The 22,699-nt window shown below is 62.3% G+C and carries 26 protein-coding genes and 1 pseudogene; 17 read left to right on the top strand and 10 right to left on the bottom strand.

Translation table 11 applies throughout. From position 1 onward, the window contains the following. The 9 genes and pseudogenes from VDQ28_RS22505 to VDQ28_RS22465 all read right to left on the bottom strand — a co-directional run. Positions 1-263: pseudogene (locus tag VDQ28_RS22505) on the bottom strand (3-hydroxyacyl-CoA dehydrogenase); the annotation flags it as partial. Next, complete coding sequence (locus tag VDQ28_RS22500; RefSeq protein ID WP_323038055.1) at positions 260-769, bottom strand: cupin domain-containing protein; 510 nt, start codon at positions 767-769, stop codon at positions 260-262. The gene VDQ28_RS22500 and the pseudogene VDQ28_RS22505, both read right to left, overlap by 4 nt. Then, positions 769-1,980, bottom strand: a complete 1,212-nt coding sequence (locus VDQ28_RS22495) for an acetyl-CoA C-acetyltransferase (RefSeq protein ID WP_323038054.1) — start codon at positions 1,978-1,980, stop codon at positions 769-771. Before VDQ28_RS22495 ends, VDQ28_RS22500 begins: the two co-directional genes overlap by 1 nt. A 10-nt stretch (positions 1,981-1,990) precedes the next feature. Then, the gene (locus VDQ28_RS22490; RefSeq protein WP_323038053.1) at positions 1,991-2,629 is read right to left on the bottom strand and encodes a glutathione S-transferase; all 639 of its coding nucleotides are present in this window, start codon (positions 2,627-2,629) and stop codon (positions 1,991-1,993) included. 274 nt (positions 2,630-2,903) lie between these two features. Next, a complete protein-coding gene (locus VDQ28_RS22485; protein ID WP_323038052.1) occupies positions 2,904-4,061 on the bottom strand; it encodes an acyl-CoA dehydrogenase family protein in 1,158 nt (385 codons plus the stop codon). 43 nt (positions 4,062-4,104) lie between these two features. Continuing rightward, positions 4,105-4,317, bottom strand: a complete 213-nt coding sequence (locus VDQ28_RS22480; RefSeq protein WP_323038051.1) for a hypothetical protein — start codon at positions 4,315-4,317, stop codon at positions 4,105-4,107. Between the two features lie 46 nt (positions 4,318-4,363). Next, positions 4,364-6,142, bottom strand: a complete 1,779-nt coding sequence (locus VDQ28_RS22475) for an acyl-CoA dehydrogenase C-terminal domain-containing protein (RefSeq protein WP_323038050.1) — start codon at positions 6,140-6,142, stop codon at positions 4,364-4,366. Positions 6,143-6,210: 68 nt separating this feature from the next. After that, entirely contained in the window at positions 6,211-6,606 is a 396-nt protein-coding gene (locus VDQ28_RS22470; protein ID WP_323038188.1) for a MerR family DNA-binding transcriptional regulator, read from the bottom strand. A 193-nt stretch (positions 6,607-6,799) separates the two neighbouring features. Continuing rightward, on the bottom strand, positions 6,800-7,180 hold the full coding sequence (locus VDQ28_RS22465; RefSeq protein ID WP_323038049.1) for a MerR family DNA-binding transcriptional regulator: 381 nt from the start codon (positions 7,178-7,180) through the stop codon (positions 6,800-6,802). 168 nt (positions 7,181-7,348) lie between these two features. On the opposite strand from VDQ28_RS22465, the gene VDQ28_RS22460 reads away from it, so the two are divergent. From VDQ28_RS22460 to VDQ28_RS22430, 7 genes are all read left to right on the top strand, one after another. Then, complete coding sequence (locus VDQ28_RS22460; protein ID WP_323038048.1) at positions 7,349-7,792, top strand: PaaI family thioesterase; 444 nt, start codon at positions 7,349-7,351, stop codon at positions 7,790-7,792. Beyond that, the gene (locus tag VDQ28_RS22455; protein ID WP_323038047.1) at positions 7,789-8,301 is read left to right on the top strand and encodes a PaaI family thioesterase; all 513 of its coding nucleotides are present in this window, start codon (positions 7,789-7,791) and stop codon (positions 8,299-8,301) included. Before VDQ28_RS22460 ends, VDQ28_RS22455 begins: the two co-directional genes overlap by 4 nt. Beyond that, positions 8,298-9,608, top strand: a complete 1,311-nt coding sequence (locus VDQ28_RS22450) for an MATE family efflux transporter (RefSeq protein ID WP_323038046.1) — start codon at positions 8,298-8,300, stop codon at positions 9,606-9,608. The genes VDQ28_RS22455 and VDQ28_RS22450 overlap by 4 nt, the downstream gene beginning before the upstream one ends. Further along, a complete protein-coding gene (locus tag VDQ28_RS22445) occupies positions 9,605-10,228 on the top strand; it encodes a hypothetical protein (RefSeq protein WP_323038045.1) in 624 nt (207 codons plus the stop codon). The genes VDQ28_RS22450 and VDQ28_RS22445 overlap by 4 nt, the downstream gene beginning before the upstream one ends. Positions 10,229-10,482: 254 nt before the next feature. Next, on the top strand, positions 10,483-10,806 hold the full coding sequence (locus tag VDQ28_RS22440) for a 5-aminolevulinate synthase (RefSeq protein WP_323038044.1): 324 nt from the start codon (positions 10,483-10,485) through the stop codon (positions 10,804-10,806). Between the two features lie 144 nt (positions 10,807-10,950). Then, a complete protein-coding gene (locus tag VDQ28_RS22435; RefSeq protein WP_323038043.1) occupies positions 10,951-11,385 on the top strand; it encodes a VOC family protein in 435 nt (144 codons plus the stop codon). 147 nt (positions 11,386-11,532) lie between these two features. Next, complete coding sequence (locus VDQ28_RS22430; protein ID WP_323038042.1) at positions 11,533-13,824, top strand: arginine/lysine/ornithine decarboxylase; 2,292 nt, start codon at positions 11,533-11,535, stop codon at positions 13,822-13,824. A 132-nt stretch (positions 13,825-13,956) separates the two neighbouring features. Here the strand turns inward: VDQ28_RS22430 and VDQ28_RS22425 are convergent, their stop codons facing one another. Further along, positions 13,957-14,985 carry a hypothetical protein gene (locus tag VDQ28_RS22425; RefSeq protein WP_323038041.1) on the bottom strand — a complete coding sequence of 343 codons (1,029 nt, stop codon included), beginning with the start codon at positions 14,983-14,985 and terminating at the stop codon, positions 13,957-13,959. Between the two features lie 391 nt (positions 14,986-15,376). Here VDQ28_RS22425 and VDQ28_RS22420 point away from each other — a divergent pair, with 391 nt between their 5' ends. The 10 genes from VDQ28_RS22420 (at position 15,377) to tilS (ending at position 22,681) form a co-directional block, all read left to right on the top strand. Continuing rightward, complete coding sequence (locus VDQ28_RS22420; RefSeq protein ID WP_323038040.1) at positions 15,377-15,706, top strand: hypothetical protein; 330 nt, start codon at positions 15,377-15,379, stop codon at positions 15,704-15,706. Positions 15,707-15,810: 104 nt separating this feature from the next. Beyond that, entirely contained in the window at positions 15,811-16,404 is a 594-nt protein-coding gene (gene wrbA, locus VDQ28_RS22415; RefSeq protein WP_323038039.1) for an NAD(P)H:quinone oxidoreductase, read from the top strand. A 175-nt stretch (positions 16,405-16,579) separates the two neighbouring features. Continuing rightward, positions 16,580-16,984: a tol-pal system-associated acyl-CoA thioesterase gene (ybgC, locus tag VDQ28_RS22410; RefSeq protein ID WP_323038038.1), complete on the top strand. Its 405-nt coding sequence runs from the start codon at positions 16,580-16,582 to the stop codon at positions 16,982-16,984. 105 nt (positions 16,985-17,089) lie between these two features. After that, positions 17,090-17,785 (top strand): protein TolQ, encoded by a 696-nt coding sequence (gene tolQ, locus VDQ28_RS22405; protein WP_323038037.1) that lies wholly within the window; start codon positions 17,090-17,092, stop codon positions 17,783-17,785. Between the two features lie 3 nt (positions 17,786-17,788). After that, complete coding sequence (gene tolR / locus VDQ28_RS22400; RefSeq protein ID WP_323038036.1) at positions 17,789-18,265, top strand: protein TolR; 477 nt, start codon at positions 17,789-17,791, stop codon at positions 18,263-18,265. A 6-nt stretch (positions 18,266-18,271) separates the two neighbouring features. After that, positions 18,272-18,508, top strand: a complete 237-nt coding sequence (locus VDQ28_RS22395; protein WP_323038035.1) for a hypothetical protein — start codon at positions 18,272-18,274, stop codon at positions 18,506-18,508. Between the two features lie 79 nt (positions 18,509-18,587). Next, positions 18,588-19,412, top strand: coding sequence for a hypothetical protein (locus tag VDQ28_RS22390; protein ID WP_323038034.1), 825 nt, complete (start codon positions 18,588-18,590; stop codon positions 19,410-19,412). Next, on the top strand, positions 19,409-20,731 hold the full coding sequence (tolB, locus tag VDQ28_RS22385) for a Tol-Pal system beta propeller repeat protein TolB (RefSeq protein ID WP_323038033.1): 1,323 nt from the start codon (positions 19,409-19,411) through the stop codon (positions 20,729-20,731). The genes VDQ28_RS22390 and tolB overlap by 4 nt, the downstream gene beginning before the upstream one ends. Positions 20,732-20,824: 93 nt before the next feature. Beyond that, positions 20,825-21,328 (top strand): peptidoglycan-associated lipoprotein Pal, encoded by a 504-nt coding sequence (pal, locus tag VDQ28_RS22380; protein WP_323038032.1) that lies wholly within the window; start codon positions 20,825-20,827, stop codon positions 21,326-21,328. A gap of 114 nt (positions 21,329-21,442) precedes the next feature. Continuing rightward, positions 21,443-22,681, top strand: a complete 1,239-nt coding sequence (gene tilS, locus VDQ28_RS22375; protein ID WP_323038031.1) for a tRNA lysidine(34) synthetase TilS — start codon at positions 21,443-21,445, stop codon at positions 22,679-22,681. The last annotated feature ends 18 nt before the right edge of the window (positions 22,682-22,699 follow it).

Here is a 22,699-nt window from a genome sequence, read left to right as displayed (position 1 = left end):
CCATCGAACAGGCCCTTGGCCGGGTTGTCGCCCGCGCCATCGCGCATGTCGGCCAGCACGTTCAGGTCCATGCCCCCGGCGAAATCGGCCTTGGCGCTGGTGATGATCACGCCCTTGACGGCGTCATCGGCCAGTGCCTTGTCGATCCCGGCCTCCAGCTCTTGCAGGCCTTGGAACGACATGACGTTCATCGACTTGTCGGCGACGTCCCAGGTGATCGTGGCGACGCCATCGGCGTCTACGGCATAATGCAGTTCGGTCATTTCGTGTCTCCCTTCGGCGCGATCTCGGGGGTTTCCAGGTCTCTGGGTCCGCTCCAATCGCTGCCATCGTGATAGGTGAAACGGGCTTTTCCGCCCGCCAAATGGATTTTCATATCGACATCGCCATAGGTCGCTTCCTCGCCCTCGGCCTTGGAGCCGACGATCAGGAAACTGGCGGGCACAGCCGAGCGGTTGACGAATCGGTGCGCATTCGGCACCCCCGCCGGCCACGCCGCACAATCCCCCAGCATCACGGTCTCACCGGCATCCTCGACCAGAACCAACTCGCCGGTCAGGACCATGGCGAATTCGTCCTCCTTCAGATGCCAGTGCCGCAACGAGGCGGGCGCACCCGGCTCCAGGTAAACGATGTTCACCCCGAACTGGGTCAGCCCGGCAAGCTGCCCCAAGCGCCGCGACGACCGCCCGGCCATCTGGCTGGCGTAGGGCTCCGGGTAAATGGACCCGGTTTTCAGCGGCGCGGCAGAGATGTCGATCTTTGGCATCAGACGCGCTCGATGATCGTCGCCGCACCCATGCCCGAGCCGATGCACAGTGTCGCCAGGCCCGTGCCCTTGCCGGTGCGCTCCAACTCGTCCAGCAGCGTGCCCAGAATGATCGCGCCGGTCGCGCCCAGCGGGTGCCCCATGGCAATCGAGCCGCCGTTGACGTTGACCTTCGAGCCATCGACGTTGAACGCCTGCATGAAGCGCATGACGACCGCCGCGAACGCCTCGTTGACCTCGAACAGGTCGATGTCGCTGATCGACATGCCACTGTCGCGCAGGATCTTTTCGGTCACCGGAACCGGGCCGGTCAGCATGATCGTGGGGTCCGTGCCGATTTTCGCGGTGGCGCGGATGCGGGCGCGCGGCGTCAGCCCGTATTTCTCGCCAAACTCCTTGTTGCCGATCAGGATCGCCGCGGCCCCGTCCACGATGCCGGATGAATTCCCCGCGTGGTGGATATGGTTGATCCGCTCCAGTTCCGGGTATTTCATCATGGCGATCTTGTCGAAACCGGGCATCACCTCGCCCATGTCCTTGAACGACGGCTTGAGCGATCCGAGGCTCTGCATATCGGTCTGCGGGCGCATGAACTCGTCATGGTCCAGAATGGTCAAGCCATTGATATCCTTAACCGGAACCACGGTCTTGTTGAAATACCCCGCCGCCCAGGCCGCCGCTGCCCGCTTTTGGCTTTCCACCGCCAGCGCGTCCGCCTCATCGCGGCTGAAGCCGAATTTGGTGGCAATGATATCGGCCGAAATGCCCTGCGGCACAAAATAATTGTCGATGGCAATCGACGGATCGACGGCAATCGCCCCGCCGTCGGTGCCCATCGGCACCCGGCTCATGCATTCCACGCCGCCCGCGACATAGGCCATCCCGGCCCCGCCACGGATCTGGTTGGCGGCCATGTTCACCGCTTCCAGACCGCTGGCACAGAAGCGGTTGACGCTGACACCGGGCACGGATTCCGCGAAATCCGAGGCCAGCACAGCGGTCCGCGCAAGGCAGGCGCCCTGCTCGCCGATCTGGGTGACGTTGCCCCAGATCACATCCTCGATCGCCGTGGTGTCCAGATCGTTGCGATCCTTCAGCGCGTTCAGCGCAATCGCCGACAGCCGCGCGGCGGTCACTTCGTGCAGGCTGCCATCTTTGCGGCCTTTGCCACGCACCGTGCGCGCAGCGTCATAAATATAGGCATCAATCATCTTGGTCTCCTCAGGCCTTGACCCGGTCGGCAGGCGATCCGGGCATCATGTCATAGGGGTGTTTCCAGCCGGGCAGGGCAGCGATATTGCCCAGCCAACGGTCGATATTGGGCCAATCGGCGCGGTCAAAGCCGAAGGGTTCGGGGTAATAGAGATAGCCACAGCAGGCGCAGTCGGCGATGGTCACGCCGTCGCCCACGATCCAGTCACGCCCCTCAAGATGGGCGTTCAGCGTGGCATAGGCGGCTTTCAGTCGGCCCTGCATGAAGCCGATCACGTCGTTGGGGCGTTTGTCCTCGGGCAGGAAATTCATCAGGAAACGGGTCATGCCCGCCTGCGACGACAGCTTGTGATTGTCCCACAGGATCCAGCGCAGAACCTCGTCTTGCTGATCCGCCGCCCCTCCCAGCTTGCCGGTCTGGCGCGCGATATGCAACTGGATCGCGCCCGATTGGCTGAGCGTCAAGTCGCCGTCCACCAGCACCGGAACCTCGCCCATCACATTGAGCGCACGAAATTCGGGCGCGCGGGTTTCGCCGCCAAAGAAATCCACAAACCGTGGCTCCCAGTCATAGCCCGCCAGCGTCGCCGTCAGTGCCGCCTTATAGGCGTTTCCCGATTCACCAAAACAATAGAGTGTCGCCGTCATGCGCAGATCCTTTCATCCGGTGCACCCGCTGTGCGGTCGGAATTTGAGTATTTTTGGCAAGATGATGTCGCAGAGTCAGGGTTTCTTAACCAAGCGTGCCTAAAATCGACGGTGCGGTACAGGCTGGAGAGCCGATGACCGTGCAAGGTGAAGTCGCCCCTCTGCGTTGACCCGGCCAAACCCGGCGAGCAGTGGGGTGCATTCCTGTCGATATCATCTTGCCAAAAATACTCAAAACAGCGGGCGTTTTCGACCAGTGCGGCGCGGGAAAGGGTCATAGCGACCTCGCGATCAGGTCTTTCATGATTTCATTCGTGCCGCCGTAAATGCGCTGCACGCGCGCGTCGGTCCACATCTCGGCGACTGCGTATTCCTGCATGAACCCGTAGCCGCCGTGCAGTTGCACGCACTCGTCCAGCACGTTGCATTGCAGATCGGTCAGCCAGTATTTGCACATCGCCGCCAGTTCGACGCTCAAGGCACCCTTCAGATGCGCCTCGATGCAGCGGTCGAGGAAGGTGCGCGCAACGACGGCGTTGGTCTTGCATTCCGCCAGTTTGAAGCGGGTGTTCTGGAAGTTGAGGATCGGCTGGCCGAAGGCCTCGCGCTCTTTGCAATAGGCGATGGTGCGCTCCACGGCGCCCTCGATCGCGCCGACCGCGCCGCAGCCGATGATCAGACGTTCCTGCGGCAGTTGCTGCATCATCTGGTAGAAACCCTGACCCTCGGTGCCGCCCAGGATATTCTCGGGCGCGATCGCCACATTGTCGAAGAACAGCTCGCTGGTGTCGGCGGCTTTCAGGCCGATTTTCTCGAGGTTGCGACCGCGGGTGAAGCCCCCGGCACCCTCGGTTTCCACCACCACCAACGACAGGCCCCTGGCCCCCGCCATGGGGTCGGTTTTTGCCGCGGCGACGATCAGGTTTGCGTGTTGACCGTTGGAAATAAAGGTCTTTTGTCCGGTCAGCCGGTAGACGTTGCCGTCCCGAACCGCGCGGGTTTTCAGCCCCTGCACGTCCGAGCCGCCCGAGGGTTCGGTCATCGCCAGGGCGGCGACAATCTCGCCGGTGGCCATTTTGGGCAGCCAGCGTTGCTTTTGTTCCTCGGTGCCGCAGGTCAGGATGTAATGCGCCACGATGCCGGAATGGATTGCGTTGCCCCAGCTGGCCAGATTGGCGCGGCTGGCCTCGGTGGCGATCACCGCCTCGTGGCCGAAATCGCCGCCAGCACCACCGTATTCCTCGGGGATCGAGGCGCACAGCAGGCCCATTGCGCCCGCCTCTTGCCAGGTTGTGCGGTCCATCTCGCCCTGCTTGCGCCAGCGGGGCAGATGCGGCAGCCATTTTTCCGTCAGAAAACTGCGCGTCATGTCGCCCAGCATCTTGTGCTCGTCGGTCATCCACGAGGGCGTTTGCAGCGGCAGTTCGGTCATCAAAAGCTCCTCCCCAGAAACCCGGTCTTGCAGAGATCCAGCCTCAGCGCTTGCGCGCTTCCAGCTCCGAATTGAACAGCCTCAGCCGATGGCTCAGGTTCTCGTGATGCGTCACGCTGTCGAAATTCTCGAACAGGAAGGACAGCGCCTCGCCTTCGTCCAACCCGGCCTCGGACGCAAAGCGTTTGAGGCGGCGATAGCCATCTTCGGTCATGGCGACCGGAAAACGGCGGGTCAGGCGCAGGCGTTTGGGCATAGTCCCTCCGGGTGGGGGCGGCGCAGGAGACGCCGCCCCAAGCAGCTTAGAACTGATCTTCGGCCAGCGCCATGACAGGCTCGGCGCCCGACAGGATCCGCGCCAGGTGCATCCCGGTGGCCGGCAGGTGCCGCGCCATATAGTAGCGCCCGGTGGCCAGCTTCGTCTCATGGAACGTGGCGTCAGAGGTGCCGTTTGACAAGGCCTCGGCGCTGGCTTTGGCCATCAGTGCCCACATGTAGCCAAGGCAGACATGGCCGAACATGTGCATGAAGTCGGTCGAGCCGGCCAGTGCGGCATTCGGGTTCTTCATGCCGTTTTCCATGAAATACATCATCGCGCCTTGCAGGTCTTTTGATGCGGCCTTCAGCGGGTCAAGGAAGGGCTTTTGCAGCGCCTCGTTGCCGTCGTTTTCCTTGATGAAATCCTTGATCATCGCAAAGAACGCCATTGCCGGTTTGCCACCCTCGGCGGCCAGCTTGCGGCCCACCAGATCCAGCGCCTGCACGCCGTTGGCACCTTCATAGATCATCGCGATCCGGGCATCGCGCACATACTGCGACATGCCCGATTCCTCGATATAACCATGGCCGCCCCAGACCTGTTGCGCCTGCACGGTCATGTCAAAGCCCTTGTCGGTCTGGAAGCCCTTGATCACCGGCGTCAGCAACGAGATCAGCCCCTCGGCCTCCTTGTCGCCCAGACGGTGGCCGCGATCCAGCAGATGCGCACCCCAATAGGTAAAGGCCCGCGCGCCCTCGATGAACGATTTCTGGTCCATCAGGTTGCGGCGAATATCGGGGTGCACGATCAGCGGGTCAGCCGGGCCCTTGGGGTTTTCGGCCCCGGTCACCGCGCGGCCCTGCAAGCGGTCGCGGGCGTAATCGAGGGCGTTCTGATACGCCGCCTCGGCCATCGCGTAGCCTTGCAGGCCAACGCCGACGCGGGCCTCGTTCATCATCACGAACATCGCCTTCATGCCCTTGTGCAGCTCGCCGACCAGATAGCCGTTCGCCTCGTCAAAGTTCATCACGCAGGTGGCGTTGCCGTGGATGCCCATCTTTTCCTCGACCTTGCCGACCGACACACCGTTGCGCGCGCCCAGCGAGCCGTCGGCGTTGACATTGATCTTGGGCACGATGAACAGGCTGATACCCTTGGTGCCCTCGCCGCCGCCGGGGGCCTTGGCCAGCACCAGATGGATGACGTTTTCCGACAGGTCATGGTCACCCGCCGAGATGAAGATCTTCTGGCCGGTGATCTTGTAGCTGCCATCGTCCTGCGGCTCGGCCTTGGTGCGGATCAGTCCCAGATCGGTGCCGCAATGGGGCTCCGTCAGGTTCATCGTGCCGGTCCACTCCAGCGAGGTCATCTTGGGCAGATAGAGTTCCTTTTGCTCGGGCGTGGCGTGGGCCAGCAGCGCGTTGATCGCGCCGTGGGTCAGGCCCTGATACATGTTGAAGGCCATATTGGCCGACATCAGCACCTCACCGACCGAAATCCCCATCACATAGGGCAGGTTCTGGCCGCCGAATTCCTCGGGCAGGTCCAGACCGTTCCAGCCGCCTTCCTTGACCTTTTCAAACGCATCCTTGAACCCGGTTGGCGTGTAAACGACGCCGTTTTCCAGACGGCAGCCCTCGACATCACCGACTGCGTTCAGCGGCTCCAGAACTTCGGATGCCAGCTTGCCGGCCTCCTCGAAAATCGCGTTGGTGAACTCTGGCTCCAACTCGTCATAGCCGGGAATGGTCTGCTCGGTGACCTTCAGCACGTCGTGTAGGATGAACTGCATGTCTTTGACGGGGGCGATATAGCGGGTCATCATGGACTCCTGTCGGGAGGGTTTTAAGAGGGGTGAAACGGGTCCGGTGTTGCCCGGACCGGATTGTGTTATTCGGCAGCCGTCTTGCGAAAGGCCATGCTCATCTCGGCGCCGACCTCAAGCTGGGCGCGCAGATCCTCGATGGCTTCGGTCAACTCGTCGCGCTGACGTTCCATCTGCGCCAGACGCTCGCGCGCGGCCTCATAGGTGCGCTTCAGCTGTTCTTCCTGCGCGTCGCCGCGGTCATAGAGGTTCAGCAACTGGCGCATTTCTTCCAGCGCAAAGCCGAACCGCTTGCCGCGCAGGATCAGCTTGAGCCGTCCACGGTCGCGGCGGTTGTAATACCGCTTTTGCCCGTCACGGGCCGGGAAAATCAGTTCTTTGGATTCGTAAAAACGCAGGGTGCGCGGCGTTACGTCAAACGCATCGCACATCTGGCGAATCGTCATCAGAGTCTCATCCATCATTCAAACCTCGTGATTGCCGGGGCGGTGCCGCAATGCTTCACCTAAGAACGTTCAGAAGAGATTGAAAGGAAGTTGACGTTAACGTAAAGCTCGACGTTGCGTCACAAGGCGTCGTGACGTTATGTCGTGCGGCCTCAGGGGCGAAAAACGGCGGGACCGGCGCCGGATGGCCCCCGGAATCACGCGCCCGTCAGTCAGACTCACGTTTCGCGAGTCGCGCCGCTTCCTCGCGCAGGGACCGCAAATCTTCGATCGTGACGGCCAGTTCATCGCGCTGCCGGGCCAGTTCATCCAGTTGCCGGTCTGCCATATCGACAAAGATCTGCATCTGCGGCGCGGTGCCCTTGGTCTCATAGATCAGCAACCATTGGCGCAGTTCTTCCAGGCTGAAACCAAACCGCCGCCCGCGCAGGATCAGCGTCATCCGGGCGCATTCGCGCGCGCCATACAGCCGGTTGCGACCGTCCTTTTCGGGCTTCAAAAGCTCGATATACTCATAATATCGCAGGGTCCGGGGCGTGACGTCGAATTTTGCGCACATCTGTTTGAAGGACAATTTTTCTTCGCGCATCGCGGTGCTCCGGCCCTTCACTTGTGTCGAGTCTGTTCAACCTAGGCCGCACCGTGACCGGGCGCAACCTTTGGTTTTTCCACCCGGAGGGCATCGGCTGCCCTTGCACCCGCGGCCCTCTGGGGCGATGGTCGCGCCAAAGACGATCCCTGATTGCAGGACCAGCCCATGACCGATCTCACACTTGCGCAGACTTTTATCGAGGCCATTCCCCACGCCAAGGCGATGGGAATTCAACTGGAGGAGATCGGCGACGGCAAAGCCGTGATGTCGATGCCCTGGGACGCGCAATTCGTCGGTGATCCGGCGACCGGGGTGATTGCGGGTGGCGCGGTCTCGGCGCTGCTCGATACCTGTTGCGGGGCGGCGGTGATGTCGTATCCGGGTGCCAAAAGCACCGCGACGCTGGATTTGCGCATCGACTACATGCGCGCCGCGACCCCGCGCCAGCGGATCACCGCGCGGGCCGAATGTTACCACGCCACGCGCTCGGTCGCCTTCGTGCGCGCCACCGCCCATGACGAGGATACCGGCTTGCCCGTCGCCACCGCGCAGGGGGCGTTCACCATGGACGGCGGCAGCAAACCCAAACCAAAGGGGAAAGACGCATGAACCGTCCCAAGCCCGAGCCCGTGCAGATCGTCAAGGAACGCCGTGACCGCGCGCTGAAAACGCTGGTCGGCGGCATTCCGTATGTCAATTTTCTGGGCATCCAGTTTGATCGCCGGGGCGACGAGCTGACGGCGCTGTTGCCCTTTGACGAGAAACTGGTCGGCAACCCGTTCTTGCAGGCGCTGCATGGCGGTGTGACCTCGGCCTTTCTGGAAATCACCGCGATGATCGAACTGAGTTGGTCGATCCTGTGGGAAGAGATGGAAAAAGGCGAGCTGGACCCGCGCAAGCTGGATGCCGCCCACCTGCCGCGCCTGCCCAAGACGATTGACTTCACCGTCGATTATCTGCGCTCGGGCCTGCCGCGGGATGCCTACGCCCGCGCGCGGATCAACCGGTCCGGGCGGCGTTATGCCAGCGTGCATGTCGAGGCCTGGCAGGACAACCGCTCACGGCTGTTTGCCCAGGCCACCGGGCATTTCCTGATCCCCAGCCGCGAGGCCCCGTGACCGCAGGCCCGATCCAGGACCTGACCCACGCCCGCGTGTTGCGCATCGCCTTGCCGATCGTGGCGGCGAATGTGACGGTGCCGCTGCTGGGTCTGGTCGATACCGCCGTGATCGGGCAACTGGGCCAGGCCGCGCCCATCGGCGCGGTGGGCCTTGGCGCGGTGATCCTGTCCTCGGTCTACTGGATCTTCGGCTTTCTGCGCATGGGCACTACCGGCCTGACCGCGCAGGCCCACGGTGCCGGCAACGCGGGCGAGGTCGGCGCGATCCTCAAACGTGGCCTCTTGATCGCGGCGGCCGGCGGGCTGCTGCTGATCGCCGTGCAATTGCCGTTCTTCTGGGCCGCCTTCCGCATCGCTCCCGCCAGCGCCGAGGTCGAATCCTTCACCCGCACCTACCTTGCCGTCCGCATCTGGGGCGCCCCGGCGATCATTGCCACCTATGCCCTCAGCGGCTGGCTGATCGCGTTGGAGCGCACCCGCGCCGTGCTTGCCCTGCAACTGGTGATGAACGGCACCAATATCGCGCTGGATATCGCCTTTGTCATCGGCCTGGGCTGGGGCATCGCCGGGGTCGCCTCGGCCACCGTCATTGCCGAATGGTCGGGCGTCGCCTTTGGCCTGTGGCTCTGCCGCGACGGGCTGGCCACCACCAGCACCCGCGTGTTTGATGCTCTGCGCCTGCGCCACATGGCCTCGGTCAATGGCGATATCATGGTCCGCTCGGTGCTGTTGACCGGCAGTTTCACCACCTTCCTGTTCGTATCGGCGGGGCAGGGCGACACGCAACTGGCCGCCAATCAGATCCTGCTGCAATTCCTGACGCTGATGGCCTTCTTGCTCGATGGCTTTGCCTTTGCCGCCGAAACGCTGGTCGGCCAGGCGGTCGGTGCCCGCCGCGCCTCGGCCTTTCGCCAGGCGGTGCGGCTGTCGGCGCTCTGGTGCGCGGGCGGGGCGCTGCTCATGGCGCTGGGCTTTGCGCTGTTCGGCACCACGATCATCGACCTGCTGACCACCGCGCCCGATGTCCGCGCCTCGGCCCGCGTGTTCCTGATCTGGGCGGTCCTCTCGCCGCTGTTCGGCGTCGCCAGCTTCCTGCTCGATGGCATTTTCATCGGTGCCACCCGCACCAAGGAGATGCGCAACGCGATGATTGTCTCGGTCGCGGTGTATGCCGTGGCGCTTTGGCTGCTCTCGCCCATTGGAAACCACGGGCTTTGGGCGGCTATGTTTGTGCTGTATGGGATGCGCGCGGTCACGCTCGCCGCGCTTTACCCCCGCATCCCCCGCGCTTTGGAGGCCCCATGACCGACCTGACCCCCGCCAAGATCGAATCCCTGTTCACCCGCGCCAACGGCGACTACCTGTTTGCGCGCTGGGGCCGGGCGATCGTGCCGGTGGTGTTTGGCACCGACGACGCCACGCTGCAAACCGTCAAGGGCGCGATCGAGGCCGTCACCCTGCTGGCCGGGCATCACATGGCCGAGCATGACCCCGAACTTGGCGTCAATCTGATGGTGTTCTTTTTCCGCGACTGGGATGAGCTGCTCTCGGTCCCCGATCTGGATCGTCTGGTCGAGGGTCTGCCCACAACCGTTGCCCGCCTGCACGCCGCCGACGCCAACCAATACCGCACCTTCCGCTTTGATACCGAGGGCGCGATCAAGGCCGCTTTCGTGTTTGTGCGCATGGATGACCAGATGTCACGCTTGCCCGCCGCCGATATCGCTTTGCTTCAAGCCGTGCAGGTGATCCTGCTGTGGTCTGACACCGCCTTCAAAGAGCGTGCGCCGCTGGTGCGCGCCAAAGAGACCGCCGTCCTCGATCCGGATATCGCCGCGCTCATTGCTGCCGGGTATGACCGCGTTTTACCAGCCGTGGCGCAGGATCCCAGCCATGCGCTCAGGCTTTTTGCCCGGTTGGTGTGACCGGCTAACGCGCCGCTTTTACGGCGTTTCGTTGGAATGGCGTTTCGACAGGCACGCCACCTCTGGCTAAAATATAGTTGCCAGACTCATGTTATTCTGCAATCCTGACCTCCGCTTTCTGCCAAAGCACGCTTAACAAGATAATTTTATCGACGGTTTCATGTGACGCAATTCACAGCGTTGCGCTGATCTTTTCGCATTTCCTCAAGGAATGACACATTGCAGACCTGAACATTAACCCAAGGACTTGTTTTATGCAGTTGATATTGGGCGATAAAACCGTGCTGACAATCGTGGCCGCATTGGGGTACGGACTGGCCACGGTCTTGATGAAAACCCTCTCTGACCAGTCAAATTTGATCCTGCCCGTGATGCTGGCAATGGTGCTGATCATCACGGTTCTTGCCGAAATCGCCTTGCTGCGCAAAGTTGATCTGGGAATGGCCTATGTTGCCATCATCGCAACCGAGTCCCTGTTGGTCTTTGCCTATGCCTATTGGGTTGGCGAAGGTCTCTCCAGCCGGGAATGGATGGGTGCGGGCTTTGTCATCACCGGGGCCGCTTTGGTGAGTTATTAAGCCTACCCGGCGCTTTGACCGCGCATCGCCAAAAGGCGCACTCGTGTCCGGCCCTCTCCGTTCTTGAGGCGCTTGGCCTGTTGATCCACCCTGCGACCGCAAAGGCGCCGGAACAATCCGGATTTTCAGAAAGGATCTTGCGGCATGATTGCCTATGTCACGGTCGGCGCTGATGATATCGCGCGTGCAAAACGGTTCTATGCCGCGTTCCTGCCGGCGCTTGGCTATGGGCTGACCGAGGGGCCCGAGGGTCTGAGCTATTCTTTGCCCCTGCCGCCGGGGCAAGCCGTCGCGCTGCCGGATTTCTACGTCAAACCCACCTTTGATGGGCGTCCGGCCTCGGCGGGGAACGGTGCCATGGTCGCCTTCGAGGCCCGCAGTCAACGTCAGGTTCGGGCCCTGCACGCCGCGGCTCTTGCCGCGGGCGGCCATGACGAGGGTCAGCCCGGATTTCGGGCCGCCTATGGGCCGCAGTTTTATGGGGGCTACCTGCGCGACCCGCAAGGCAACAAGATCGCGCTGTTTTCCAGCGATCCGGCCGAGCCTGGGCGCGACGGATACCACAGCGCGCAGGGGTAGCCACCCCGCCGCCTCGGTGGTCCTTGACTATGGGGGCGCTGACAGAAACAACCACAACAGAATTTATCCGGCCGACTCTGCCCGCAACGCCACTTATCCCCTGCGAAGCGACGGCGTAGCGTCGGCCATGCCTGAAAGGAGAACTTCATGAAGTTCCGTTTCCCCATCGTCATCATCGACGAAGATTTCCGCTCTGACAATTCGTCCGGTCTGGGCATCCGCGCCCTGGCAGACGCCATCGAGGCCGCCGGCTGCGAGGTTCTGGGCGTCACCAGCTACGGCGACCTGTCGCAATTCGCCCAGCAGCAATCGCGCGCCAGTGCCTTTGTGCTGTCCATCGACGACGAGGAATTCGGCACCGGCCCCGATACGCCGCAGGCCGTCATCAACCTGCGCAATTTCATCGAGGAAGTGCGCTGGAAGAACGCCGACGTGCCGATCTACATCTACGGCGAGACCAAGACCAGCCGCCACCTGCCCAACGACATCCTGCGCGAGCTGCACGGCTTCATCCACATGTTCGAGGATACGCCCGAATTTGTCGCCCGCCACATCCTGCGCGAGGCCAACCGCTATCTCGAAGGCATCCAGCCGCCGTTCTTCAAGGCGCTCCTGGATTACGCCGAGGATGGCTCGTATTCCTGGCACTGCCCCGGCCATTCCGGCGGTGTGGCCTTCCTCAAAAGCCCGATCGGCCAGATGTACCACCAGTTCTACGGCGAGAACATGCTGCGCGCCGATGTCTGCAACTCGGTCGAGGAACTGGGCCAATTGCTCGACCACAACGGCGCCATCGGCGCCTCCGAGCGCAACGCCGCGCGCATCTTCAACGCCGATCACTGCTTTTTCGTCACCAACGGCACCTCGACCTCGAACAAGATCGTCTGGCATCACACCGTGGCCCCCGGCGACGTGGTGGTCGTTGACCGCAACTGTCACAAATCCATCCTGCACGCGATCATCATGACCGGCGCGATCCCGGTGTTCCTGAAACCGACGCGCAACCACTACGGCATCATCGGCCCAATTCCGCGCAGCGAGTTCGACATTGAATCCATCAAGGCCAAGATCGCCGCCAACCCGCTGCTGGCCGGGGTCGACCCCGAAACCGTGCAGCCGCGCATCCTGACGCTCACGCAATCCACCTATGACGGCGTGCTCTACAACACCGAGACCATCAAGGACGCGCTCGACGGCTATATCGAGAACCTGCATTTCGACGAGGCCTGGATCCCCCATGCCTCGTTCCACCCCTTCTATGGCAACTTCCACAGCATGGGCCTGAAACGCGAACGCCCGCGCCAGTCGGTGACCTACGCCACGCAATCCATTCACAAACTTCTGGCCGGGATCAGCCAGGCCAGCCACGTTCTGGTGCAGGACAGCCAGACCACCAAGCTGGATCGCCACCTGTTCAACGAAGCCTACCTGATGCACACCTCGACCAGCCCGCAATACAGCATCATCGCCAGTTGCGATGTGGCGGCGGCGATGATGGAACCGCCCGGCGGCACCGCGCTGGTCGAGGAAAGCATCCTCGAGGCGCTCGATTTTCGCCGTGCCATGCGCAAGGTCGATGACGAATACGGCCAGGACGACTGGTGGTTCCAGGTCTGGGGGCCCGAGGCGCTGGAGGACGAAGGCATCGGCCGCGCCAAGGACTGGGTGCTGCGGCGCACCGACGCGGACGGCGTGCAAAAGGCCGACGGCGAGGATTCGTGGCACGGCTTTGGCGACATGGCGCCCGGCTTCAACATGCTCGATCCGATCAAGGCGACGATCATCACGCCGGGCCTCAACCTCGATGGCCGCTTCGAGGGCACCGGCATTCCGGCGTCAATCGTCACCAAATATCTGGCCGAAAACGGTGTCGTGGTCGAGAAAACCGGCCTTTACAGTTTCTTCATCCTGTTCACCATCGGCATCACCAAGGGCCGCTGGAACTCGCTGCTCACGGCCTTGCAGCAGTTCAAGGACGATTACGACAAGAACCAGCCGATGTGGCGCGTCATGCCCGAATTCTGCGCGAAACAACCCCGCTACGAGCAGATGGGCCTGCGCGATCTGTGCGAGCATGTGCACACGATGTACGCCAAATATGACGTGGCGATCCTGTCCACCGATATGTACCTCAGCGACCTGACCCCGGCGATGAAACCCGCCGACGCCTATGCGCATATCGCCCACCGCACCACCCAGCGCGTGCCGATTGACGAGCTGGAGGGCCGCATCACCACCAGCCTCGTGACGCCGTACCCGCCCGGCATCCCGCTGCTGATCCCCGGCGAGGTGTTCAACAAGAAGATTGTCGAATACCTCAAATTCAACCGCGACTTCGCCCGCGAATGCCCCGGCTTCGAGACCGACATCCACGGCCTCGTGCAAGAACCGGATGAAAACGGCGTGATCCGACACTATGCAGATTGCGTGAAGGTTTGATGAACCATGGCGCGCCGGGATAATCGGCGCGCCAGCCGGTTACGCTCGCTCTTTTCTCAAGGGCGCGATGAAGGGCTAACCGGATTCCGGCCAGCTCGCTAAATGGCGCATATTCTAGAACAAAGTCCCAGATCAAGACAATCCTGCAAGAATATCTCGCTTAAGTGCCGCTATTTCTGTATTCGTGACAACATGGGCATTCTTCCCAATGCGCGACGACAGCTTGCGGAAGTCGGGAGTATCTGAATTTGCGATAAAGGCTTGATAAGAAGTACTAGCCAAAATGCGCAGAATTTCACGGGAGGTTCGGTCCACTTTCGTACTGGGTTCGCCGATCAGCATCAGATCAGCTGAGAGTGGAACCCACACTGCTTCGAGCCGATCAGCCTTATCTAAGAATGGCTTTGGTTTTCGGTCTGTCAGGAATGCGACCATAGTATCGGGGCAAATTAGATTTCCACTGAAGCCAGTTTGCAAACGGTATTTCAAACTCAAATACCGATTCTGTCGTGCGCTGTCTGGTTTCGTGTTCAGTATCGCCTTTATATGACCCTGTTTTGCGAATTCGAATATGCTGTCTGCAATTGCATTCATTGGCTGTGTCGAATCATTCGCCGCAAATTGATATGAACCGGCATCCAGCATATCGAAATTGTCGATGATGAAAGCTGTGAGTGCTGTACGTGTGCCTATATCTTGGATGTGTGGCGCAAGTAGGGTGTTGATTTCATCAGGATTGTCTGTTGCGTACTTTTTCATGAACTTCTTTATCAATCTTGGATCTGAAAACCAGAATTTGAGATCCCCCAAAAGATCCGAAACAGTCTCTGCCAGATGTTGTCGAAGAAATTTTGTTCTTGTTTCTAGGTGGGTAATAAGCTCAGAAATCTCAATAGTGTGGCCGGCGGTCACCTGACCTCCATTCTGAAAATACTTCACTAGACCCTGAAGCCTGTTTTCGACGCTCGTAATCAGTGAATCCGCACCGGACCCTGGCGAAAAGTCGAAAAAATCCCGTTCTGCCCCAAAGTTCCGTGTGCCAACTTGGAAAGGCGGTGTGTTCTCATGATACACAAACACTGTCGTGTATTTGGGTTTTCGCTCAGTGCCGAAGCCTCGTTGCAGGACTTGCCAAAAATGATGTTGATTTCGACCGGACATCTGTTCACCAACGTTAATGCTATTCGACCGCAACATGGTCGGCCTGTAAGGTCAATACTCGCGTTTCACTTGACGCTTAACCAAACCGCATACCCATCGAAATCTAGTTCTTTGTGAATTGCTGTGAGGCGCCCGCACACCGCTAGTTCTACATTGATCGTTTTTCCGGTCTAGACCTGAGGTGCGCCACCGCCCAACCGTCGCACACCCCCCAAACCCTTAACAAACCCTGAATCCTGCACGCCAACCCCTTGATTTTCCTTGTCTCACACCCTGTCCCCCCGTGGGACATTGGCCCTTTCAACCACCGCCCGCCCCGAAACAGCTTGAGCTTTCCAGCGCGGCAATCCATCTGCGGCACAGAAAATCAATGCCACCGGGATCACTTTTCATGGACATCACATTCCCCCGCCCACGCGATCGCGAACCCTTTGCCTGGGGATTGTCCGGCCCCGAACCCGTCGAACTCTGGGAGCGATTCTCCCCGGCCTACGAATCCCAACTCGAACGGCTGATCGTCACCCTTCGAGATCTCGGTTTCCACCCCACCATCGGCGGCGCCGGCTCCGAGGACGGCGAATATATCCGGGCCCCATACGCCAACAACGCCCGCATCGTCTTTTTCTACCACCTCGAAGACCCCGCCGACGCCAGATTCGTGGCGTCCCTCGATGACGCCGCACTTCGCGCGTGGATCGTCGACGCCTGGCAAGTCCCCTGAATCGCTCGTCAATGCGCACCAGCGCACACCAACCTTGCGCGGGTGCGTGATGCCAAGCGGGGCGGAACCTGATACGACGAGCCAAACATTCACAGGAGCATCCCATGTCCAAAACCAAACTCGCCGTCATCTTCTATTCAACCTACGGCACCAACCATCAGATGGCCGAAATCGCCGCCGAGGCTGCCCGCGCTGCCGGAGCCGAAGTCCGCTTGCTGCGCGTCACCGAAACCGCGCCGCAAGCCGTGGTTGACGGGCAGGACGCCTGGAAGGCGCAGGCTGAGAAAACCAGCGATATCCCCGAGGTCAGCCACGATGATCTTCTGTGGGCAGACGCCTATCTGTTCTCGGCCCCGACCCGCTACGGCTCGGCCCCGTCGCAGTTGCGCGCCTTCATCGACACGCTGGGCGGGCTCTGGAGCCAGGGCAAGCTTGCCAACAAGGCAGTCAGCGCCATGACCAGCGCATCAACCGCGCACGGCGGACAAGAAGCAACCATCCTTGGCCTCTATACCACCTTCATGCACTGGGGTGCGGTGATCGTGGCGCCGGGCTATACTGATGCGGAAATCTTCAAGACCGGCAACCCCTATGGCTACAGCCACACGCAGGGCGCGCCGTTTGACGAGAGCGTCCGCAAGGTGATCGGCCATCAGGCCGCGCGTCTGGTTGACATGGCGGGCAAGATCGCGGGCTGATTTCGCCGGCGTGCCACAGAACGGGTTCCCTCTGGCTGTGATCAGAGGCGACCCCGTGCGCAACACCACCCTGTTTGCCCACAGCTTCAGAAAAGGGGCTGTGGGTTTCAAATTTTCTGGACGACACCGCCCGTCGCGTCTCTTATGCTGGCCTCTCGCAGTCCACAGGCCCGCCATGACGCATCATTTCCCGGTCACCGTCTATTACGAAGACACCGATATGGGCGGGATTGTCTATCACGCCAACTACCTGAAATTCATCGAGCGCGCCCGGTCGGATTGGGTGAGAAAGCTGGGCGTCGATCAGAATGATCTGCGCGAACACGGCACCGTTTTTGCCGTCCACCGGATCGAGGCCGATTTCCTCGCGCCTGCCCGCCTCGATGATCGCCTCGAGATCCGCACCACCCCGAGTCACGCCACCAAAGCCCGCGTGACGTTGAACCAAGAGGTCTGGCGCGGTGAAATTCTGGTCTTCAAGGCCCGCGCGACCCTGATTGCCATGTCACTTCAGGGCCGTCCGCGCCGTTTGCCACCGGAATTGGCTCACTTTCCCGACATGATCAGCGGAAAACCGTAACAATCGCGTGGTTCTGTTAGTCTTTGTCTTGGAAAGCGGTTAGAATCCGGGCAAATGAGGGCGGCCAGAAAACGCCGCCCCGACCACGAGCAGGACATAAGACCCATGGACACCGCCACCCTGGCGAACGCCAGCGATATTGATTTCTCGCTTCTCGCGCTGTTTCTGCGCGCCACCTTTACCGTCAAGCTGGTGATGTTGCTGCTGATTGCGGCGTCGTTCTGGTCTTGGGCGATCATCATCCAGAAGCATCTCACCTTCCGTCGCGCCACCGCTCAGGCGACAGCGTTTGACACGGCGTTCTGGTCCGGGGAGCCGCTGGATGAGCTATACGCCCGCATCGGTGCCAATCCCGCCAGCGGGCCCGAGCGGATTTTCGCCGCCGGGATGGGCGAGTGGCAACGCTCGCACCGTCAGGACGGGGCGCTGATCCCCGGCACGCCGCAGCGCATTGATCGGTCGATGGATGTGGCGATCGACCGCGAGGCGCGCGAGTTGAATGGCGGCCTGACCTTCCTTGCGTCGGTCGGTTCGGCCAGCCCGTTCATCGGCCTGTTCGGCACGGTCTGGGGCATCAAGAACGCCTTTGAGGAAATCGCCCTGGCACAGTCCACCAACCTCGCCGTCGTGGCACCGGGCATTGCCGAGGCGCTGATGGCCACCGGCTTGGGCCTGCTGGCCGCGATCCCGGCGACGATTTTCTACAACAAGCTCTCGGATGACAGCGACACGATTGCCAGCGGATACGAGCAATTCGCCGATGAGTTCGGCACCCTGTTGTCGCGCAATCTGGACGCCTAGATCATGGGCGCGCAGGCAATCCGCAGACAGTCAAGCTCTGGCACCCGGCGTCGCAGACGGGGCCATGCGGCGCGCATGTCCGACATCAACGTCACGCCGTTTGTCGACGTGATGCTGGTGCTCTTGATCATCTTCATGGTGGCCGCGCCAATGCTGACCGTGGGGGTTCCGGTGGAACTGCCGCGCACCGCCGCCGGCGCCTTGCCGTCCGAGCAAGAGGAACCGCTGGCGATTACCCTGACGGCGGATGGCTTGATCATGCTGCAAACCACCGAGATCACCGCCGATGACTTGCTGCCCCGCTTGCAAGCCATCGCCGCCGAGCGGCAGGATGACCGCGTGTTCCTGCGTGCCGACGGGGCGATTCCCTATGAGCGTGTGGTTCAAATCATGGGGGCGCTGAACGCCGGAGGGTTCCGCAATATCGGTCTGGTGACGGATACGGGTGGCCCGGCGTTTGGAGCCGACACGGGTCGGTAACAGAACATGGCGGCGATTGCGCAACTTCAGTGGAATACGGGACAGAAGGTCTCTGCGGGGCTGCACATTGCGCTGATCCTGTGGGTGATGCTGTTTGACCTGTTCTCGTCGCCGGAAAATCCGATGATCCCGGAGGTGACCGAGGTGGCGCTGATTTCGGCGCAGGATTTCGCAGAGTTGACGCAGCCGGCCCCGCGCCGGCCCCGCACCAGAACCCGCACCGGCACCGGTAACGCCGCCTGAGCCCGCGCCGATCACGCCGCCTGCGCCCGTTACCCCCCCGGCCCCGATCACGCCGCCCGAGCCGGTTGCGCCTGCCCCTGTGCCAGAGCCGCCGCAGGCTGCGGTTGTCGCGCCGCAAACCACGCCGCAGGCCAGCTTGACGCCCGTGCAGCGCCCGGCAGAGCGTGTCGCCCCACAAGCCGCACCAACGCCAGAGCCCGACGTTGCCATTGCCCCGGTCGATCAAGCCGCCGCAGCCCCTGACAGCACCGCGATTGTCGAAGCCCCCGAGGCACAAGAGGCCACCCAGCGCGAGGCGGCCGCCACCGAAACGGTGACCGAGGCGACTCGTCTGTCCGAGACCGAACCCGCGCAGCGCACCGCCACCGCGCCCGAGGTCAGCCTGCGCCCGCGCAGCCGCCCGGCGGCGCCCGTCGCCACACCCGACGTCGCGCCGGCCCCAACGCCCGCGCCGCAACCCGTGGCGGCGGCCCAGCCCGCGCTGCAGCCGACGCCCGCCCCCGAGGCGAACACCGGCCCGTCCGCCAGCGCCGTCGAAAACGCCTTGGCCGAGGCCTTGGCCGGGGCGCTGGACGAACCGGCCGCGCTGTCGGCGTCGGTCGTCGATGGTCTGCGCCTCAATATTGAAAGCTGCTGGAACGTTGGTATCCTGTCGAGTGAGGCCCTGAATGTGGTGATCACCATTGCTTTCGAGATGACGTCCGACTCGCGACCCATAGAATCGACGATCCGGCAGGTTTCGGCCGATGGCGGATCGTTCGCCGCGCAGCAAGCCGCTTTTGACGCGGGGCGACAGGCCATCGTGCAATGTGGTACACAGGGGTATGGATTGCCGCAGGACTTGTATGATCAGTGGCGACTGGTCGAAATCACCTTCAACCCAGCACGGATGAGTACACGATGACCCAATTTTCCCGCCGCCCCGTGCTTGGCCTTTTGGCCGGTCTGATCGTCGCGCCCAAGGTCGCCTTGGCCCAGACCCCGCTGCGCATCGAGATTACCGAGGGCGTGATCGAACCCGTGCCCTTCGCGATCCCGGATTTTGTGCCGGAAAATGGCGCGGGCGGGCAATACACGCAATCCCTGGCACGGGTGATCGCCAACAACCTGTCGGGCACCGGCCTGCTGCGGGAAATCCCGCCAACCGCGCATGTCGGGCGCATCACCAGCTTTGACAGCCCGGTGCAGTTTGCCGATTGGCGCGCGATCAATGCCCGCGCGCTGATCACCGGCGCGGTGCGGGTCAACGGGCGGCAGATCACCGTGAAATTCCGGCTGTTCGATGTCGTGTCGGGTCAGCAATTGGGCGACGGTCTGCAACTGGACGGCAGCACCGACACCTGGCGACGCATGGCGCACCGCGTCTCGGATCAGGTCTATCAACGCCTGACCGGTGAAAGCGGCTATTTCGACAGCCAGGTGGTGTTCATCGCCGAATCAGGCTCCAGGACCGCGCGGCGCAAGCAGGTGGCGATCATGGATCAGGACGGCGAGAATACGCAGTACCTGACCGACGGCACATCGCTGGCCTTTGCGCCGCGCTTTTCGCCCACCGGCGACCGGATCCTGTTCACCAGCTACGAAACCGGCTTTCCGCGCATCTATGTGATGGACGTCGCCAGCCGTCGCCGCCAGATCATCGGCGATCAACCCGGCGAGATGACCTTTGCGCCCCGCTTCGCGCCCGATGGGCAAACGGTGATCTATTCGATGTCGGTCAATGGCACCACGGACCTGTATTTGCTCAACCTGTCCAGCGGGCAGCGCTGGCAATTGACGCAGACCACCTCGATCGACACCGCTCCCAGCTTTTCGCCGGATGGCACGCGCGTGGTGTTCGAAAGCGACCGCACGGGCAATTCGCAACTGTATGTCATGCCGCTTTCCGGCGGTGAGCCGCAGCGGATCAGTCAGGGACAGGGGCGCTATTCGACACCGGTCTGGTCGCCGCGTGGCGATCTGGTGGCGTTTACCAAACAACACAACGGCCGCTTTCATATCGGCGTGATGCGGGTCGATGGCTCGAACGAGCGGTTGCTGACCGCGAGTTTCCTCGATGAGGGCCCGACATGGTCGCCCAATGGCCGGGTGATCATGTTCACCCGTGAACAGGCGGGCGGCGATCCGATGCTGATGTCGGTCGATATCACCGGGCGCAATCTGCGCACCATACCAACACCCGGCCCGGCGTCGGACCCGTCATGGTCACCGTTGTTGCCATAAAAAAACTGAACGTGAACGCACATCGATTCCCCCCGCGCGTGGCCTCTGGTATAGTGAGCGCAAGGGCAGGATGAACCATAAGGATCAAGATCAATGACTTTCCTGAACAAAGCCATTTTGGTGGCTGCCGCGATTGCACTCGCGGCCTGCAACAACCCGCGCGGCGGTGGCGATGACTATGAATACGGGGCCGGCGCTGGCGGGATCAGCTCGACCGCGCTGGGTGACCCGAACGATCCGACGTCGATCGCCTATTTCAACCAGACGATTGGCGACACGGTGTATTTTACCGTCGATAGCAGCAACCTGTCGGATCAGGGCCAGATCATTCTGCGCACGCAAGCGGTCTGGCTGAACCGCAACCCGCAATACATGGTCCTGGTCGAAGGCCATGCCGATGAGCGCGGCACCCGCGAGTACAACATTGCCCTGGGCGCGCAACGTGCCGCCCGCGCACAGCAATTCCTGATCAGCGAGGGTGTCTCGGCAAGCCGTCTGCGCACCGTCAGCTATGGCAAGGAGCGCCCGGTCGAGGTTTGCGCCGAGCAGCGTTGCTGGGATCTGAACCGCCGCGCTGTTGTGGTGGTTTCGAACTGATCGGCATTGCACCCGGTTTGAACGGCGAAAAGGGGGGCTCACGGCCCCCCTCTGGCGCTCTGCGCCATTCACCCCCCGTGGATATTTATAGAACCAAGAGCGGGGGCGGGTGCGGTGGCGCGTGATCCTCAGGACGCCTTGCGGGCGGCGTTGATGCGGCACGGGCCGTTTGAAATGCTGGGCGTGGCGGTGTCGGGCGGCGGCGATTCCGTGGCGGCGCTGGTGCTGGCGGTCGAGGTTTTGGGCGCCGCGCGGGTGGCCGCGGTCACCGTGGATCACGGTTTGCGCGCAGAATCTGCGGCCGAGGCGCAACAGGTTGCCGCGTTGTGTGGCGATCTGGGGGTCGCGCACAGCGTTTTGCGCTGGGCGGGTCCGGCGGGCGGCAATTTGCAAGAGGCGGCGCGTCAGGCCCGGTTGGGCTTGATCGGCGGCTGGGCGCAGGGGCGCGTCGAGGCGGTGATTCTGGGGCATACGCTTGATGATCAAGCGGAAACCGTGCTGATGCGCTTGGCGCGAGGGTCGGGCGTGGATGGGTTGTCGGCAATGGTCGAGGCACGCAGCGCGAATGGCACGCTGTGGCTTCGACCGTTTCTGGACACGCCGCGCGAGGCTATGCGCGCGCTGTTGCGGGCGCGCGGCGTCGCGTGGGTCGAGGACCCGTCAAACAGCGATCACCGGTTTCAACGGGTCCGCGCGCGCGCGGTTCTGGCGGCGCTCAAGCCGCTGGGCCTCGAGGCGCGCCGCCTGGCCGAGACCGCGCGGCATATGCAGCGCGCCCGCGTGGCGTTGGAGCGGCGGACCCGTGAGGCGTTGCACGCTCTTGCCCGTGACGAGGCGGGCACCGTGGTTGTCGCGAAATCGGCCCTGACCCTTGACCCGGAACTCCGTGACCGGCTGTTTGCGCATTTGCTGATGGCGCTGTCTGGCGCGGAGCATCGCCCGAGGTTGGACGCCCTGCACCGGCTGCTCGCGCAACACGGCACCTTGATGGGCTGCGTGTTGGTGGATGAGGGGGCGCACCTGCGGATGTACCGCGAGGCGCGCGCGGTTGCCGGGCGTGAAGCGCCGACCACGGGCCTGTGGGATGGGCGCTGGACGGCGCGGGGGCCGGGTGTCGGGGTGATTCGCGCGCTGGGTGAAACGGGGCTCAGGCAGCTCGGCGTGCAGGCCAAAGCCGGGATTCATGCCCATTGGCGCGACACCGGATTGTCGCGGGCAATTCTTTTGGCAACGCCGGCGATTTGGCAAGAGGACGCGTTAATCGCGGCTCCATTGGCGTTTTGGCCGCAAAAATGGCATCTTTCTGCGCGACCTGTCGCCGCGTCGGACAATGGTTTGGCACTATCGCATTGAAGTTGGCCGTTGCATCAC

Origin of the sequence: Pararhodobacter sp., from assembly GCF_034676545.1 — a bacterium.
Taxonomy (GTDB): Bacteria; Pseudomonadota; Alphaproteobacteria; order Rhodobacterales; family Rhodobacteraceae; genus Pararhodobacter.
The sequence above is the reverse complement of the archived record's forward strand: the minus strand, read 5'-3'. Positions and strand labels throughout refer to the sequence as shown.